Source organism: Sphingobacterium sp. E70 (genome assembly GCF_019285695.1).
Classification (GTDB): domain Bacteria; phylum Bacteroidota; class Bacteroidia; order Sphingobacteriales; family Sphingobacteriaceae; genus Sphingobacterium; species Sphingobacterium detergens.
Genome location: NZ_CP079104.1, coordinates 2,087,769 through 2,100,915, shown reverse-complemented (window position 1 = coordinate 2,100,915; position 13,147 = coordinate 2,087,769). Strand labels below are relative to the sequence as shown.

The window sequence follows — 13,147 nt, the reverse complement described above, 5'->3', positions numbered from 1 at the left end:
TTAATTTGTTTTTGTATCTATAATATGTAATAGTTTTTCAAGATCTGCATGGTCATTGTAGAGGTGGAATCCAACACGGATACCAGTGCCGCGAGGAAAACATTTTATACCCTCATCCATCAGGAGTTGAAAATTGTTTGGGTTAATCTGTATATTGAAGATATTGCTTTGTGGACGTCTATTGATAATGCTATCCAGGAGTAGCCCTCTATTGGCCAGTTCAACTCGCGCTTGCGCCACTAGATCTTGTGTGTATGAAACTGTTTCAGCATAACCCCATTGTTCAAACTGCATCAGAGACTGTTGTAGGGTTCCATGAGCTAAAGTGTCCAAATGCCCCGGTTCAAAACAAAGTTGAACGACAGATTTATTCATCCATTGATTGTTGAGATAACTGTAGTTTTTCTGTACGTCAGCATAGAGGATTTCTTTAAGCCGATCGTTTAACAGAATAAAACCATTTCCGAATCCAGCCATAAGCCATTTATATCCGCTACTTAACACGGCGTCGAAGCCTGACGTATTAAAATCAAATAAATCGGTTCCTAAAAATTGTGTGCCATCGCCAATAATTAGCAATTCAGGATGCTGATGTTTTAATTCCTGTATAAAAGAGAGGTCTATTTTTAAGCCAGAGATATACTGAACAATGGACAGAATAAGCACATCTGGCTTAAAAGTAGCTATGGCATCCAATATATTAGCCTCAAGCTGCTCGTCCATAGTGACGAAGCTATGTTCAAACCCCGTGATTATTGTCGGGAAATTTACCGACGGATAATCATTGTTTAAAAGTAGGACCTTATAATGTTTAGGTAGACCCGCTAACAATGCGTTGAATGCAAAAGAAAAGCAGCTTGACAGAAACACGTTGTTTCCCGGACAATTGAAGAATTGTCCAAGTGTATTTCGGCAGGAATCCAATGCAGCCCCTGTTGTTCACGAAGTGTTGTGTTTGAATCATGGAATTCTTGATCCCGTTGCGCACGCCATTGCTTTGTTTCACGTGAAAGTAGACCTGAGCCAGGTGTAGTCAAGTAAGTTATCGCTGTGTCGATATCGAAATGTTTGCTATAGGGACTGTTCATATCTTAGGTCTTTTGTTAGTATTGCTAAATAATCTGATAAGGGAAGGTATTCACCACCCATGCTCTCCAAATGGGCTGTATGGAATTGGCAGTCAATCAATTGTAGGTCTATTTCCTGTGCGAGATAGATCAATGCCGCTTTGGATGCATTTGGTACTTTGGAAAACATGCTTTCACCACAAAATACACCATTGATCAGAACGCCATAAAGCCCGCCTACAAGTACGCCTTCTTGCGACACTTCAACAGAATGGGCGTAGCCCATGGTATATAGCGCTGTATAGGCCCTGATCATGTCTTCTGTGATCCATGTTCCATCTTGATCCTTTCTATTGATCGAAGAACAGGACTTGATGACTTCTTCGAAGTTTTGGTCTATGGAGATCGAAAATGTATTCTTCCGTATACAGGAAGCCATACTTTTACTGATCTTTATCTTGGATGGATAAATGACGAAGCGTGGATCAGGTGCATACCATAATATTGGGCTATCATCACTAAACCAAGGAAAATACCATTGCTATAAGCTAATAATAGCCGTTCAGCCGAAAGGTCACCTCCGATGGCCAATAGACCATCTTTTTCGGCGTAGCTCGGATGTGGAAAATCAAGCTTTTTGCTATCCAGTTCAAATATCATTGATTCTTAGATCAGCCAGTTTAAGGTACATTATTCTTCTGGTTGGCGTGGCTCTTTACTTATTTCTTCAAATAATTTGTCCATGTGCTCCACATACTCATTGGTGTCATCAAGGAAAAAGTCCAATTGAGGGACAATTTTTACCTGGTTTTTAATTTTTGATCCCAACTTATAGCGTATCTCAGATGTTTTGGTACGGATAGCTTTAATATCTTCCTGTGCAGTCTTTGTGTTTAGAAAGCTTAAATAAACACGTGCGATAGCTAGATCAGGAGTAACTCGAACACGTGTAACCGTAATGAATGCCCCTGGAGCCCATGCCTTGCCATCGCGTTGAAATAATGCTGCTAAATCCTGTTGAATGACCCCAGCAAAACGTTGCTGTCTCTTGCTTTCTGTTCCCATCGTATACGTTTTATGTTGAATATTCTCAATATGATACACAAAGATAAGTATTTTAGGCAAGAATATATGCTACATGTTGACTAACTCCAGTGGTATGAATAAGAAAAAAAGGCACATCTTGGTTTGACGTGCCTTTAAATTTCGATTCACAATTGGTTAGGTAATTTCTTGCAAGTTTTAAGACGTTGGGGTCTATCATATTTGGTTCTAAAATTCGGTGTATTTAAAGTGGTAAGTATTTACTAACCTTACCGGCTTTTATTTTTTCATCTCCCTTACACTACAAACATAGGAATACTTAAAAACTGACAAAATAAGTTTTAAAAATAAAGTGAGTGGTTACTTATAAAATGTGTTTATCGCCATTTAACAAACTTTTAACATTTGTTTTTTTTTTTGTAACAGGGTTTTTCCTACGTCAAAAATTCTACTTTTTACCCTTTCCATGAATAATGTTGAACCTAAAACAGCTTGGCATTGATATAACCATTTGCAATTGGTATTTTTGTCAAGTTAATAATATATATACATATCCGTAATCAAATCGATCGTTTAGAACAGCAGATAGTATAATGATCCTTATGATTGTTTCATACGCAAAAAACAAATCGGATATAGCATATGATCGGGTGATGGATAGAAGAAAATATCGCTGTAAGGCATATAAATGTCTTTAACGCGGGGATGTAATGACATACAAATAAATATTCTGAGGAAATTATTATGGGCTATGATCAGCAGCTAAACCGAAATGAATAATTGGCTCATCATAATTTCGTTATCATAAAACAAAATATATTAATGAAAATCTGGCAAAAAAATATAGATGTTGATTCATTTGTGGAATCATTTACTGTAGGTAATGACCGTGTAATGGACCTACAACTTGCAGCAGCGGATGTATTGGGCTCTTTGGCACATACACGTATGTTAAATAGTATCAACCTCATGACAGATGAAGATCTGGTTGTGGTACAGCAGGAATTGAAAAATATCTATAAAGAAATTTTAGCTGGAGATTTTCAGATTGAAGATTCTGTAGAAGATGTACATTCACAGGTTGAAATGTTACTTACACAGCGTATTGGTGAAGCGGAAAGAAAATTCATTCGGGTCGATCCCGCAATGATCAAGTACTCGTAGATCTGAAATTATACTTCCGTTCCGAAATCCAAAATATTATTCAGAATACAGAGTCTTTTTTCAATGAATTGATTCAGCTTAGTGAGCGTTATAAGCATATTTTGATTCCGGGGTATACACATCTTCAAATTGCGATGCCTTCATCCTTTGGTTTGTGGTTTGGCGCCTATGCAGAAAGTTTAGTGGATGACCTCGAAATGATGAAAGCGGCCTGGAAGGTCTGTAATAAGAACCCACTGGGATCTGCCGCTGGCTATGGTTCATCTTTTCCACTAAATAGAACGATGACAACTCAGTTATTGGGCTTTGAAGATTTGAATTATAATGTGGTTTATGCACAGATGGGGAGAGGAAAGACCGAGCGTATTCTGGCACAGGGGATGAGTTCTATTGCAGCAACCCTAGCTAAATTTGCGATGGATGTCTGCTTATATATCAATCAAAATTTTGGTTTTATATCCTTTCCGGCACATTTGACAACGGGGTCCAGTATAATGCCACATAAAAAGAACCCTGATGTATTTGAGCTGATTAGGTCCCGTTGTAATAAAATTCAGGCCTTACCGAATGAAATCGCTTTGATGACAACGAACCTTCCTTCAGGTTATCACAGGGATCTCCAGCTGTTGAAAGAAAATCTATTCCCAGCATTTAAGTCACTTAATGAATGTCTTGAAATAGCTACGTTTATGTTGGCAAATATTTCTGTAAAAGACAATATTCTTGATGATCCCAAATACGATTATCTATTCTCGGTAGAGGTTGTAAACAATGAGGTGCTCAAAGGTGTGCCTTTCCGCGAAGCGTATCGGACTATTGGTATTGATATTGATGAGGACGTTTCAAACCATCGAAAGAAGTAAATCATACACATGAAGGTAGTATCGGGAATCTATGTAATGATCAGATTCAGCGCATGTTTCAGCAGGTGAAAGCGACTTTCGAATTCGAAAAAGTAGAAAAGGCCCTAGAAGAATTGGTGAAATAGGGGCGTTGTGTCCTTGAGTATACGAATGAAATTGATACATGTTTGCTGAGTGGAATACGCTCCTAAATACAAGGAGAAAGGGTCAAATTCTTTAAGAATTTGACCCTTTCTTGTTATTTCTTTATTGAAAACTTGAAGTGCGTTTCTGAATCAAATTGCGCTCCGGCTTTTAACAAGGTTGAAGGAAATTCCCTTGATTGGGGCTGTCGGGGAAATGTTGTGTTTCCAGACAAAATCCCGCATAGGGTAAATATTTATTTCCTCTTTTACCGATGTCGTTTCCTGTCATCCAATTCCCTGTATAAAGTTGCACGCCTGGCTCGGTAGTGAATACATCTAGCTGTATTCCTGTGTTTTTTGAATAGACCGTTGCACAGGGCTGCGAGATTGGTTTATTATTGACATAACAATGATCGTAGCCTTTGGCCGAGATGAGCTGCTCATCATTTTCTGTGATATCCTGCGCAATCTTTTTGGGGTTCTAAAGTCAAAAGGAGTGCCTTCAACGGGTACGATCGCGTTGGGTATTTGATTTTCATCAACAAATAGCACCTCATCTGAATTTATTTGAAGCACCTGTTGCAATACATCTCCACTTCCTTCCCATCAAGATTGAAATAAGTGTGATTTGTTAAATTAACATGTGTGTCAGCATCTGATTGCGCGTGGTATTTGATGACGATTTCGTTGTTTCTGGTTAGTGTATAAGAAACCATTACTTTTATATTCCCAGGAAGCCTTCTTCACCATCTTTGGAAACATAGTAAAATTCTACATGGGATTGGTAGGTGACTCTGCGATCCCAAACTTTATCGTGGAAGCCTGAGATACCGCCATGCAAACAATTGATCCCATTATTTTGAGGAAGTGTATACTGATTCCCATTAATTTCAAATTTGCCATTTGCAATACGGTTTGCAAAACGGCCAGCAGTACAGCCATGGTATTTTTCGTCTGATTCCAGGTAGCCCTGTATTGAATCAAAGCCTAGGGCTACATCAACCAGATTACCTTTGTTGTCGGGTACTAAGATACTGACAATGCGCGCGCCATAATCCGTTAAGAGCACCTGCATACCACCCTCATTTTTAACAAAAGTAAATGGGTGTTTTTTCCTCTATAATGCCTTCAAAATATTTTGGAATAAGTGATTGATATTTAGTCATGATTGTTCCTATTGGTATTGAAAGTTAAAGATACAGAATATAACCTGTATAAAAATGACCTCGGTAACAGCTGCCTGTAAAATTTGTCATTTTGAGATTTGGTTCAAACCAATTATTGGAGAAATGGTATATTTGCGCTATGTCTGAAAAAATGAACTGGAAAGATTTGCTTTCTGCAAAACGCTGGGGGTATGAAGATAGAACAGCTGATAGCTACCTTGTGGCTCGATCGGAATTTCAACGGGATTATGATCGGTTGATTTTTTCTTCCCCATTTCGAAGATTACAGAATAAAACTCAGGTTTTTCCGCTTCCAGGGGCCGTGTTTGTACACAATAGGCTGACACATAGCTTGGAAGTAGCGAGTGTAGGTCGTTCACTCGGCCGTATGTTCTATGCACAGGTAAAGGAAGAAAACCCAAATATAGATACCGAATATCCGTTCCTACAAGAGGTTGGAAATATTATCTCAGCGGCTTGTCTCTCTCATGATTTGGGAACCCTGCATTTGGACACTCAGGGGAGTCTGCGATATCTACCTACTTCACCGATGGAGACGGACGGAAATATCAGGAACAGGTAACAGCCGAAGAATGGGCAGATCTGACTCATTTCGAAGGTAATGCCAATGCCCTGCGGATTTTGACTCACGCTTTTCAGGGAAAAGATCCAAAAGGATTTGCTTTGACCTATACCTCATTGGCATCTATTGTGAAATATCCTTGTTTAGCTATTGATGGGCATGTCAAAAAAGCCATCATCGCAAAAAATATGGTTTTTTTACAGAGGAGCAAAAAGCTTTTGAGAAAATTGCGGACGAGTTAGGGCTACTAAGAGATCCTTCCAATCCCAAGGGTTATTTGAGACATCCCTTGGTGTATCTTGTCGAAGCGGCCGACGATATCTGTTATAATATCATTGATCTGGAAGATGCGCATCATTTAAAAATATTATCCTACCAAGAAGTAGAAGAACTTTTGTTGCCATTATGTGGTTCCGAAAATCTCCGTGACCGATTGGACGGTTTGCTTGATACACCGAGTCGTGTGGCGCTTTTACGGGCTAAGGCAATTAACACCCTGATCAAAGGTTGTGTCGATGTATTTGTTCGTGAGCAAGAACAGTTTTTATCGGGAACTTTTTCATCCGCATTGATGGATGCACTGGATGACAGTATTGTAAAGCAAATGAACAAGATCTCGAAAATTTCTATAGCGAAGATCTATAATGCGCCAACGGTAGTCCAGATTGAGATTGCAGGCTACCGTGTTATGGATGCCCTGTTGAAAGAGTTTGTACCAGCATACCTCAAAAAGAATAAAAATAATTACGACAAGAAATTAGTTGCTTTGATTCCGGAGCAGTTTTATACAGACAAACAGGACTCCTATTCCAAAATCCGTTGTGTGCTGGATTTTGTTTCTGGAATGACCGATGTATATGCCATCGAACTCTATCGTAAGATTAAAGGAATAACAATTCCGAGTATCGAATAGGTTTGCGAACAATTTAGTTTGTTAACTAGTGATCCTGGTTATCGATTTGTTAAGATCATGCTTACTTTTGTAAGTTGTCTTGTCAAAAGTAAAAATGAAAATGCTTGATAAGCCATAGGCTTGTATAGGTAGCGTCTCAAATCTCAATATTCAAATTTCAATACGCTAAAATGAAGGTTGTAATAGCTGAAAAGCCCTCCGTGGCTCGTGATCTGGCCCGTGTGATGGGAGCGAAGGAAGTCAAAGATGGCTATATCGCCGGAAATGGCTATGCTTTTACCTATGCTTTTGGTCATTTGGTTCAATTGTGTACACCTCAGGCTTACGGTTATAATAGCTGGACGATTTCCAATCTTCCCATCATACCTGCAAATTTTAAACTGGAATCGAAGAAAGTCAAACGGGATGGAAAGCAGATGGATGATACCGGGGCGGTCAAACAGCTCAATACGATAAAGTCACTATTAGAACAGGCAGAAGAAATTATTGTAGCGACGGATGCCGGAAGGAAGGGGAGCTTATCTTTCGTAATATCTACTACTTCTTGGGTTCAAAGGTGCCATTTAAACGGCTTTGGATTTCAAGTCAGACGGATAAGGCCATTAAAGAAGGTTTCGCAAATTTAAAAGAGGGTACTGAATACGATAGTTTATACATGTCTGCCCGATCGCGATCAGAATCGGATTGGTTGATCGGGATCAATGCCACACAGGCAATCACTTTGGCTGCAGGCAACAAAGGTCTTCTGTCTTTGGGAAGGGTACAGACGCCTACTTTGGCGATGATCTGCTCGCGATACCTCGAAAATAAAGATTTTAAGCCGCAGGCATTTTATAAAATCCAGGCAGGCTTTGAGAAAGATAATATAAGCTTTAAAGCTACTTCAAATAAAATAGATAAAAAGATGTTGCCGAACAGACAATCGCCCGATTGACTGTTGGGACAAATGCGCGTGTTGCGAAAGTAGAAGCCAAAGAGACAAAGGAACAACCCCTTTATTGTTTGACTTAACCTCCCTGCAACAGGATGCGAACAAAAATATGGCTACTCAGCCGACCAAACCCTGAGTATTGCGCAGACGCTTTATGAGAAAAAGGTTATTACCTATCCCCGTACAGGATCCCGTTACATCGGCGAGGATGTTTTCGAACAGATAGAAGCACTTTTTCAGCATCTCTCGGATCATGCAGAGGAATCTATTGCATCTATTGCCAAGAATTTAATCGGGGCAAAGTTAAATAAGCGTTCTGTCGATGATAAAAGGTAACCGATCACCATGCGTTGTTGGTTACTGATGAGAAGCCAGGCCACATGTTGAAAGAACAGCAAAATATTTACAACATGATTGCTAAGCGTATGGTCGAGAGTTTCTCGGAAGTCTGTATCAAGGATATCACCACAGTTATGATAGATGCGCAAGGTGTCGAGCTGATCGCAAAAGGGACGGTCATCAAACAATACGGCTGGCGTCTTTCTGCCGAGCAGATCGAAGCCCCAGATGAAGATAAGAACAACGATGACCAAGACAATGAGAATGCGCAGTTACCTAAATTACTGGCTGAGGAATTACTGCAAATATTGACGTTGGAACTTGCGGAGCGTTTTACCAAAGCACGTCCGATCCATACCGAAGCCTCCCTCCTAAAAGCGATGGAAACATCCGGTAAAGAAATTGAAGACGATGAAATGCGTCAGGCGATGAAAGACTGCGGTTTGGGAACACCAGCTACCCGTGCGGCCACGATAGAGACACTATTTCAGCGCGACTATATCAAACGGGATAAGAAAAAACTGATTCCGACTGAAAAAGGACTGGCTGTGTATAACCTAGTCAAAGATCGTTCGATTGCGAAGGTAACATTGACTGGAAAATGGGAGCAAAAGCTGGAGGAAATGCGGGCCAATAAGGTTTCTTATGATGTTTTTATGAAACATATAAAGGACTACACGGCGAAAATTACCAAAGAATTATTGACACTGCGAATTTCATTGGCGCAAGAGGAAGTCAAACCACAACAAAAGGGGAAAATCAAATGCCCTAAATGTGAGAAAGGCTTAATTCTTCTCTATGATCGGGTGGCACAATGTGATCACTATGCCCGCGGTTGTGATTTTAAGATCTGGCGAACATTGAACGGTATTTTTCTGGAAGAAAAAGAGATGAAGAATCTTTTGGAAAAAGGGAAGACCTCAGAGTTTAAAGGTGTTAAAAACAGTGAGGGCGTTATTGTAAATGCTCCACTGGTATTCGAAAACTTTAAAGTTAACGTGGGATAGGTCGGCCTATCCCACGTTGTTGCTAACATCGTAGCTGTTTATTTCAGGATTAGAATATCGTCTAAAGCCTTTCCAATCGTTGGAAATTGAAATGTAAAACCAAGTTCCGTTAATCTTTCTGGTATTACCCAACGACTTTTCAATAAAAGTTCAGTTTCCGTCCCGATCAACAAAGCACCTATTTCCAACAACCATTTCGGTGAAGGGAGACCAATTTTTCGATGCATGACGCTTCGAAAAGTCCCCATAAAGGTTTTATTCGTAATCGGATTGGGGGCAGCACAATTTATGATGCCATCTATTTCATGATGTTTTTGTATAAATAAGATAATCTGGAATAGATCTTCAATATGTATCCAGCTAAAATATTGATCACCGTTACCTTGTATTCCACCTAAACCGAAGCGAACAAGATTTTTAAAAGGTTGTATAACACCACCATCAGCGCCTAGGACAATAGCCATCCGAAGAGCCACCTGTCTGGTATGGGGTAAGTGGAAATCGAAAAATGTCTTCTCCCATTTCTTTGCGACCTCGACAGAAAATCCCGTTCCGATCTCACCGCTACTTTCAGTCATTGGTCGATCGACTGCATGACGGTAGATGGTTGCGGTGCTTGCATTTAACCAAAGAATAGGAGGATGGCTGCAATTTTCAATTGCCTTACCTAAAATACTTGTCGTCTCTGTTCTTGAAGAAAATATTTGTGCTTTGTTGCTGGCATTGTAGCGACAATTGACGGACTTGCCCGCGAGGTTGATCAACATTTCAGCATGTTCAAGTGCGGCTGAAATACCATCCGTATCGGTCCAGGGTATATTTCCTTGCTGTCTGCCAACGAGGATCACCTGATATCCCATTTTTGGAATCTTTTGGAAAGATATTGTCCGACAAAACCTGTTCCACCTGCAATAACTATTTTAGGCATGATAATACCATTTTTAGAGATCTGTTTTACTCGTTAATTGTTGCTGGCATATTTCTTCTTTGTTTTGCGATTCTTTTGCCCCGGAAGAATAGGAACATATTCAGAAAAAGCATGACACCTAAATAAATGCTGAATCCACCGATTTTATAACTGAGCCGCTCAATGAGTTCCTGTACACTCGGTTCATATAAGCTGATCTCAAGGATATACAAAGCAAATCCCAGGTTCATGAGGTAGAAACCAATCCGGAAAAGATTGTTTGTCGCATTGGCGACTTCCGGTCGCCCGCAAAAATATCATTCATGTACACGATACTATTTTTGAAAAGCACATACGCAACATAATAGGTCAGTGCAATTGCAATGGGTAGATAAATAAAATACCCGATAACTGTTAAATTTCCCATGATATTATGATTTAATAGTGAATGAATTTGTCTTTTTAGCGAAGAAATAGATGCCAAGCATATTAAAGTAGTGCATGCAGACAAGTACAAATAATAATGTTCCTGTTTTTAATGCAATACTGCTGATCAGATCCTCAAATGTTTGGATTTGTTTCCAGTAACTGAATTGAATGACGGCATAGCCAATATTGAGCAAATAATATCCCATAAGCAATAGATTGTTTGTCGTGTCAGTTAGAGCAACGTTGTTCTTAAACAACGAAAGAATAAAAATCCGACCATTTTTGTGAAACAAGCGACCTACCCAAAGGATAATGTAGCAGGTTAGCAAGCCATATATCGCGTAAGCAAGGATATTAAAGTTCATAAGATTACATCATTAGTTTGATCAATTTTAGTAACAGATCCCCGCCGCTGGTATTGAATAGTTTGTTTGCGATGGTTTCGAGTTGATCCGTTAATACCTGGATATCTTTTACCGTCTTATGAAACTCCTTGCCTTCTGGCGTTTTATCTTTCTCGGTATTTTTGCTGATTTCTCTGAGAATATCCATGACAGGATCAAGTTCTTTTTGCTTGCGCATAACAGCAATTTTCATCGCCCATTTTAATACGTCTTTCTCCGCAACGAAATATTCCTTTCGGTCTCCTGCAATATGTTTTTGTAAACAATACCATAATCGACCAATTGACGGATACTCATGTTGGCATTACCTCTGGAGATAACCAGCTTCTCCATGATTTCGTCTGTAGACATAGGATTGCTCGCAGAAAGGAGTAATGCATGTACCTGAGCAACGGATTTGTTGATCCCCATTCGGAACCCAACGCTCCCCAAGTATCTATAAATTGCTGTTTTGCTTCTTGTAATTCCATCTTCATTTTTATTTCTTACTCAAATTTATATATAGTTTTTGAATTTTCAAAAATTTCTGAAAATAAAATAAATTCAATAAACAAGTCACCATATCGTAATAAGGTTTTCCTTTTCTTGTGTCCTTTTTGATTTGTATTAACTTTGCTGGCATTATGGCAACAACTTTGTATAATCCATTCAAACAATTTCAGTTTGATCCAGCTATTTGTTTTTTAACAGGCAATAAACTTCAGTCTGAGGAGGAGAGCATCCAGGTCTTTCCTGTTTGGATGATGAAATCTTTTCAATTGGAAGATAAGCCTTTCAAAATGTTGGATGAGAATCTAGTGACTTATAAGTCACTCAAGCTTCCATGTTCGATTGATACAGCTGAAGCAATAGAGCAGATGGAGCGCGCCGTTGAGCAATCATTTGAGCAGGGCTACGAAGCGGTCAGCCAATTAGATCCTTTGCTACTTTTTCAATGGATGACAAAAATTATCTATGGCGTTGTCTATAACGAAATTCTTGCTGGAATCCGCCAACAGAAAGCCTCAGGTGAGGATATGAACTTTTCGCAGGCGCTGGCACAGCGTTTTACTAACTTGCACGCCATGTTGCAGTCGTTGGTCGTTCCGATGGAATTTGAAAATACTTTTCCATTTTCCCTTGTTGTAGTACCAGTAGAAAATGCGCCTGATACTTTTATGTATCGCGATGAAATAAATACCTTGATTTTTTCTATTCGAATGAAAGATTTTGCGGTTATTGCCTGCCTTCAGGATAATGCAACAAACAATATCTATCATGAAGACATATTGAAGACAATTGCAGGGAAAAAGCTTCACCCCATACAGTTTGAAGAGTTGTGTGCGCGCTATTTCTACTCTGCTTACCTTTTTAACCGCCTGCCGGATTACACCTATTTAAATACTCCTCAGAAAGTATATGTTGAACCTATGCCGTTAGCGGATATGTCTATGAAGCCTATATTCGATCATTGGCAGAATAAGACCTACGGTCAGGTACTGGAAAATTTCTGGAAACCTTGGGGTTTGACCTTGTTCGAAATTATTAAAAATCCAGAACAACCAATTAGCTTTTTACTGGATGATCAAGGAGCTTTTATCACGGATGTTGATATGCCTATAAATTGAATCTGAAGAAAATAAAGTAATAAGTTGCTCCAAATACGCGTTAAAATGGTATGATTATGGATAGGATCAGGTATGTATTCACCAAAATTTAAAATTACTGTTTCAACAGTTCTGCTTTTTATCGTTTGTTTGACTTCACGGGCGCAGACTGCTGCTGTTCATGTAACATACCTGCTGATAGTCTAGCCCAAAAGGTAGATGATTTTCCTTATTTTAAGGGCGGGGTGGTGGCCTGGTCCAGATTTTTACAGAATAATCTCGATTTGACACGAACTGTCGGAGCTATGGATAGTGTTGCGTATGCAAAATATGGCTCCAAACAGACTGCGATTCTTAATTTTATCGTTTGTGAGGATGGGGCTATTTGTAATATTGAAATTGAGAATCGGGAGAAGGTAAGCCCCGAATTTGCGAAAGCCGTATTGGCGGCAATGCGGAAATCACCACAGTGGATGCCAGCTTTAGTCAAGGGAAAGCCTGTCAAAACAAAATTTCGGCAGCCAGTAGTTGCTGTTATTGAATAATTGAAATGCAAATGTAATTTAGAAATTAACCATTTATTCACTTCATATGTCATTTTGGGATAAAGTCAAAAAAA

At 39.4% G+C, this 13,147-nt stretch carries 17 protein-coding genes and 4 pseudogenes; 7 read left to right on the top strand and 14 right to left on the bottom strand.

Annotation, left to right across the window (positions count from 1 at the left end; all coding sequences use genetic code 11):
• Genes KUH03_RS15005 through rbfA form a run of 5 tightly spaced genes read right to left on the bottom strand, consistent with a single transcriptional unit; the run spans position 1 to position 2,132 of the window.
• Complete coding sequence (locus KUH03_RS15005; protein WP_257096982.1) at positions 1–870, bottom strand: aminotransferase class V-fold PLP-dependent enzyme; 870 nt, start codon at positions 868–870, stop codon at positions 1–3.
• Positions 825–1,088 carry a hypothetical protein gene (locus KUH03_RS15000; protein ID WP_257098121.1) on the bottom strand — a complete coding sequence of 88 codons (264 nt, stop codon included), beginning with the start codon at positions 1,086–1,088 and terminating at the stop codon, positions 825–827. Before KUH03_RS15000 ends, KUH03_RS15005 begins: the two co-directional genes overlap by 46 nt.
• Entirely contained in the window at positions 1,072–1,572 is a 501-nt protein-coding gene (gene aat, locus KUH03_RS14995; protein ID WP_306429745.1) for a leucyl/phenylalanyl-tRNA--protein transferase, read from the bottom strand. Before aat ends, KUH03_RS15000 begins: the two co-directional genes overlap by 17 nt.
• Positions 1,521–1,727: a hypothetical protein gene (locus KUH03_RS45970; protein WP_306429596.1), complete on the bottom strand. Its 207-nt coding sequence runs from the start codon at positions 1,725–1,727 to the stop codon at positions 1,521–1,523. Before KUH03_RS45970 ends, aat begins: the two co-directional genes overlap by 52 nt.
• Positions 1,728–1,757: 30 nt before the next feature.
• Positions 1,758–2,132: a 30S ribosome-binding factor RbfA gene (gene rbfA, locus KUH03_RS14990; protein ID WP_120261670.1), complete on the bottom strand. Its 375-nt coding sequence runs from the start codon at positions 2,130–2,132 to the stop codon at positions 1,758–1,760.
• An 801-nt stretch (positions 2,133–2,933) separates the two neighbouring features.
• Here rbfA and argH point away from each other — a divergent pair.
• Positions 2,934–4,263 (top strand): annotated as a pseudogene (gene argH / locus KUH03_RS14985) (argininosuccinate lyase).
• A 169-nt stretch (positions 4,264–4,432) separates the two neighbouring features.
• On the opposite strand, the gene KUH03_RS14980 reads toward argH, so the two are convergent.
• The 3 genes and pseudogenes from KUH03_RS14980 to KUH03_RS14975 form a co-directional block, all read right to left on the bottom strand.
• Entirely contained in the window at positions 4,433–4,696 is a 264-nt protein-coding gene (locus KUH03_RS14980; protein WP_306429744.1) for a hypothetical protein, read from the bottom strand.
• Positions 4,600–4,848 (bottom strand): hypothetical protein, encoded by a 249-nt coding sequence (locus tag KUH03_RS45965; RefSeq protein ID WP_306429941.1) that lies wholly within the window; start codon positions 4,846–4,848, stop codon positions 4,600–4,602. The genes KUH03_RS14980 and KUH03_RS45965 overlap by 97 nt, the downstream gene beginning before the upstream one ends.
• A pseudogene (locus tag KUH03_RS14975) lies at positions 4,827–5,338 on the bottom strand (hypothetical protein). The gene KUH03_RS45965 and the pseudogene KUH03_RS14975 overlap by 22 nt, the downstream one beginning before the upstream one ends.
• 230 nt (positions 5,339–5,568) lie before the next feature.
• On the opposite strand from KUH03_RS14975, the pseudogene KUH03_RS14970 reads away from it, so the two are divergent.
• The 4 genes and pseudogenes from KUH03_RS14970 (at position 5,569) to KUH03_RS14955 (ending at position 9,202) form a co-directional block, all read left to right on the top strand.
• Positions 5,569–6,925: pseudogene (locus tag KUH03_RS14970) on the top strand (deoxyguanosinetriphosphate triphosphohydrolase).
• Positions 6,926–7,095: 170 nt separating this feature from the next.
• Entirely contained in the window at positions 7,096–7,551 is a 456-nt protein-coding gene (locus KUH03_RS14965; protein WP_257094479.1) for a toprim domain-containing protein, read from the top strand.
• Positions 7,552–7,580: 29 nt separating this feature from the next.
• Positions 7,581–8,192 (top strand): annotated as a pseudogene (locus tag KUH03_RS14960) (DNA topoisomerase).
• A gap of 14 nt (positions 8,193–8,206) precedes the next feature.
• On the top strand, positions 8,207–9,202 hold the full coding sequence (locus KUH03_RS14955) for a DNA topoisomerase (protein WP_257094477.1): 996 nt from the start codon (positions 8,207–8,209) through the stop codon (positions 9,200–9,202).
• Positions 9,203–9,240: 38 nt separating this feature from the next.
• On the opposite strand, the gene KUH03_RS14950 is transcribed toward KUH03_RS14955, so the two are convergent.
• The 6 genes from KUH03_RS14950 to KUH03_RS14925 all read right to left on the bottom strand — a co-directional run bounded on the left by KUH03_RS14950 (position 9,241) and on the right by KUH03_RS14925 (position 11,353).
• Complete coding sequence (locus KUH03_RS14950) at positions 9,241–10,062, bottom strand: TIGR01777 family oxidoreductase (protein ID WP_257094475.1); 822 nt, start codon at positions 10,060–10,062, stop codon at positions 9,241–9,243.
• Between the two features lie 94 nt (positions 10,063–10,156).
• Positions 10,157–10,360 (bottom strand): hypothetical protein, encoded by a 204-nt coding sequence (locus tag KUH03_RS14945; protein ID WP_257094473.1) that lies wholly within the window; start codon positions 10,358–10,360, stop codon positions 10,157–10,159.
• Complete coding sequence (locus KUH03_RS14940) at positions 10,357–10,536, bottom strand: hypothetical protein (RefSeq protein WP_257094472.1); 180 nt, start codon at positions 10,534–10,536, stop codon at positions 10,357–10,359. Before KUH03_RS14940 ends, KUH03_RS14945 begins: the two co-directional genes overlap by 4 nt.
• A gap of 4 nt (positions 10,537–10,540) precedes the next feature.
• Entirely contained in the window at positions 10,541–10,903 is a 363-nt protein-coding gene (locus KUH03_RS14935; protein ID WP_257094470.1) for a hypothetical protein, read from the bottom strand.
• 4 nt (positions 10,904–10,907) lie between these two features.
• On the bottom strand, positions 10,908–11,135 hold the full coding sequence (locus KUH03_RS14930; RefSeq protein ID WP_257094468.1) for a hypothetical protein: 228 nt from the start codon (positions 11,133–11,135) through the stop codon (positions 10,908–10,910).
• Between the two features lie 8 nt (positions 11,136–11,143).
• Positions 11,144–11,353, bottom strand: coding sequence for a helix-turn-helix domain-containing protein (locus KUH03_RS14925; RefSeq protein WP_257094466.1), 210 nt, complete (start codon positions 11,351–11,353; stop codon positions 11,144–11,146).
• A 368-nt stretch (positions 11,354–11,721) separates the two neighbouring features.
• Here KUH03_RS14925 and KUH03_RS14920 point away from each other — a divergent pair, with 368 nt between their 5' ends.
• The gene (locus tag KUH03_RS14920; RefSeq protein ID WP_306429595.1) at positions 11,722–12,549 is read left to right on the top strand and encodes a hypothetical protein; all 828 of its coding nucleotides are present in this window, start codon (positions 11,722–11,724) and stop codon (positions 12,547–12,549) included.
• A 125-nt stretch (positions 12,550–12,674) separates the two neighbouring features.
• A complete protein-coding gene (locus KUH03_RS14915) occupies positions 12,675–13,073 on the top strand; it encodes an energy transducer TonB (protein ID WP_257094465.1) in 399 nt (132 codons plus the stop codon).
• Positions 13,074–13,147: the final 74 nt, after the last annotated feature.

Excerpts from the sequence above, each read along its gene's own strand:
- KUH03_RS15000 (WP_257098121.1), bottom strand. The coding sequence starts at position 1,088 with ATGAACAGTCCCTATAGCAAACATTTCGATATCGACACAGCGATAACT.
- KUH03_RS45970 (WP_306429596.1), bottom strand. The coding sequence starts at position 1,727 with ATGATATTTGAACTGGATAGCAAAAAGCTTGATTTTCCACATCCGAGC.
- KUH03_RS14920 (WP_306429595.1), top strand. The coding sequence starts at position 11,722 with ATGTTGGATGAGAATCTAGTGACTTATAAGTCACTCAAGCTTCCATGT.
- rbfA (WP_120261670.1), bottom strand. The coding sequence starts at position 2,132 with ATGGGAACAGAAAGCAAGAGACAGCAACGTTTTGCTGGGGTCATTCAA.
- KUH03_RS14940 (WP_257094472.1), bottom strand. The coding sequence starts at position 10,536 with ATGGGAAATTTAACAGTTATCGGGTATTTTATTTATCTACCCATTGCA.
- KUH03_RS14950 (WP_257094475.1), bottom strand. The coding sequence starts at position 10,062 with ATGGGATATCAGGTGATCCTCGTTGGCAGACAGCAAGGAAATATACCC.
- KUH03_RS14925 (WP_257094466.1), bottom strand. The coding sequence starts at position 11,353 with ATGGGGATCAACAAATCCGTTGCTCAGGTACATGCATTACTCCTTTCT.
- KUH03_RS14945 (WP_257094473.1), bottom strand. The coding sequence starts at position 10,360 with ATGAACCTGGGATTTGCTTTGTATATCCTTGAGATCAGCTTATATGAA.
- KUH03_RS14935 (WP_257094470.1), bottom strand. The coding sequence starts at position 10,903 with ATGAACTTTAATATCCTTGCTTACGCGATATATGGCTTGCTAACCTGC.
- KUH03_RS14965 (WP_257094479.1), top strand. The coding sequence starts at position 7,096 with ATGAAGGTTGTAATAGCTGAAAAGCCCTCCGTGGCTCGTGATCTGGCC.
- KUH03_RS14930 (WP_257094468.1), bottom strand. The coding sequence starts at position 11,135 with ATGAAAATTGCTGTTATGCGCAAGCAAAAAGAACTTGATCCTGTCATG.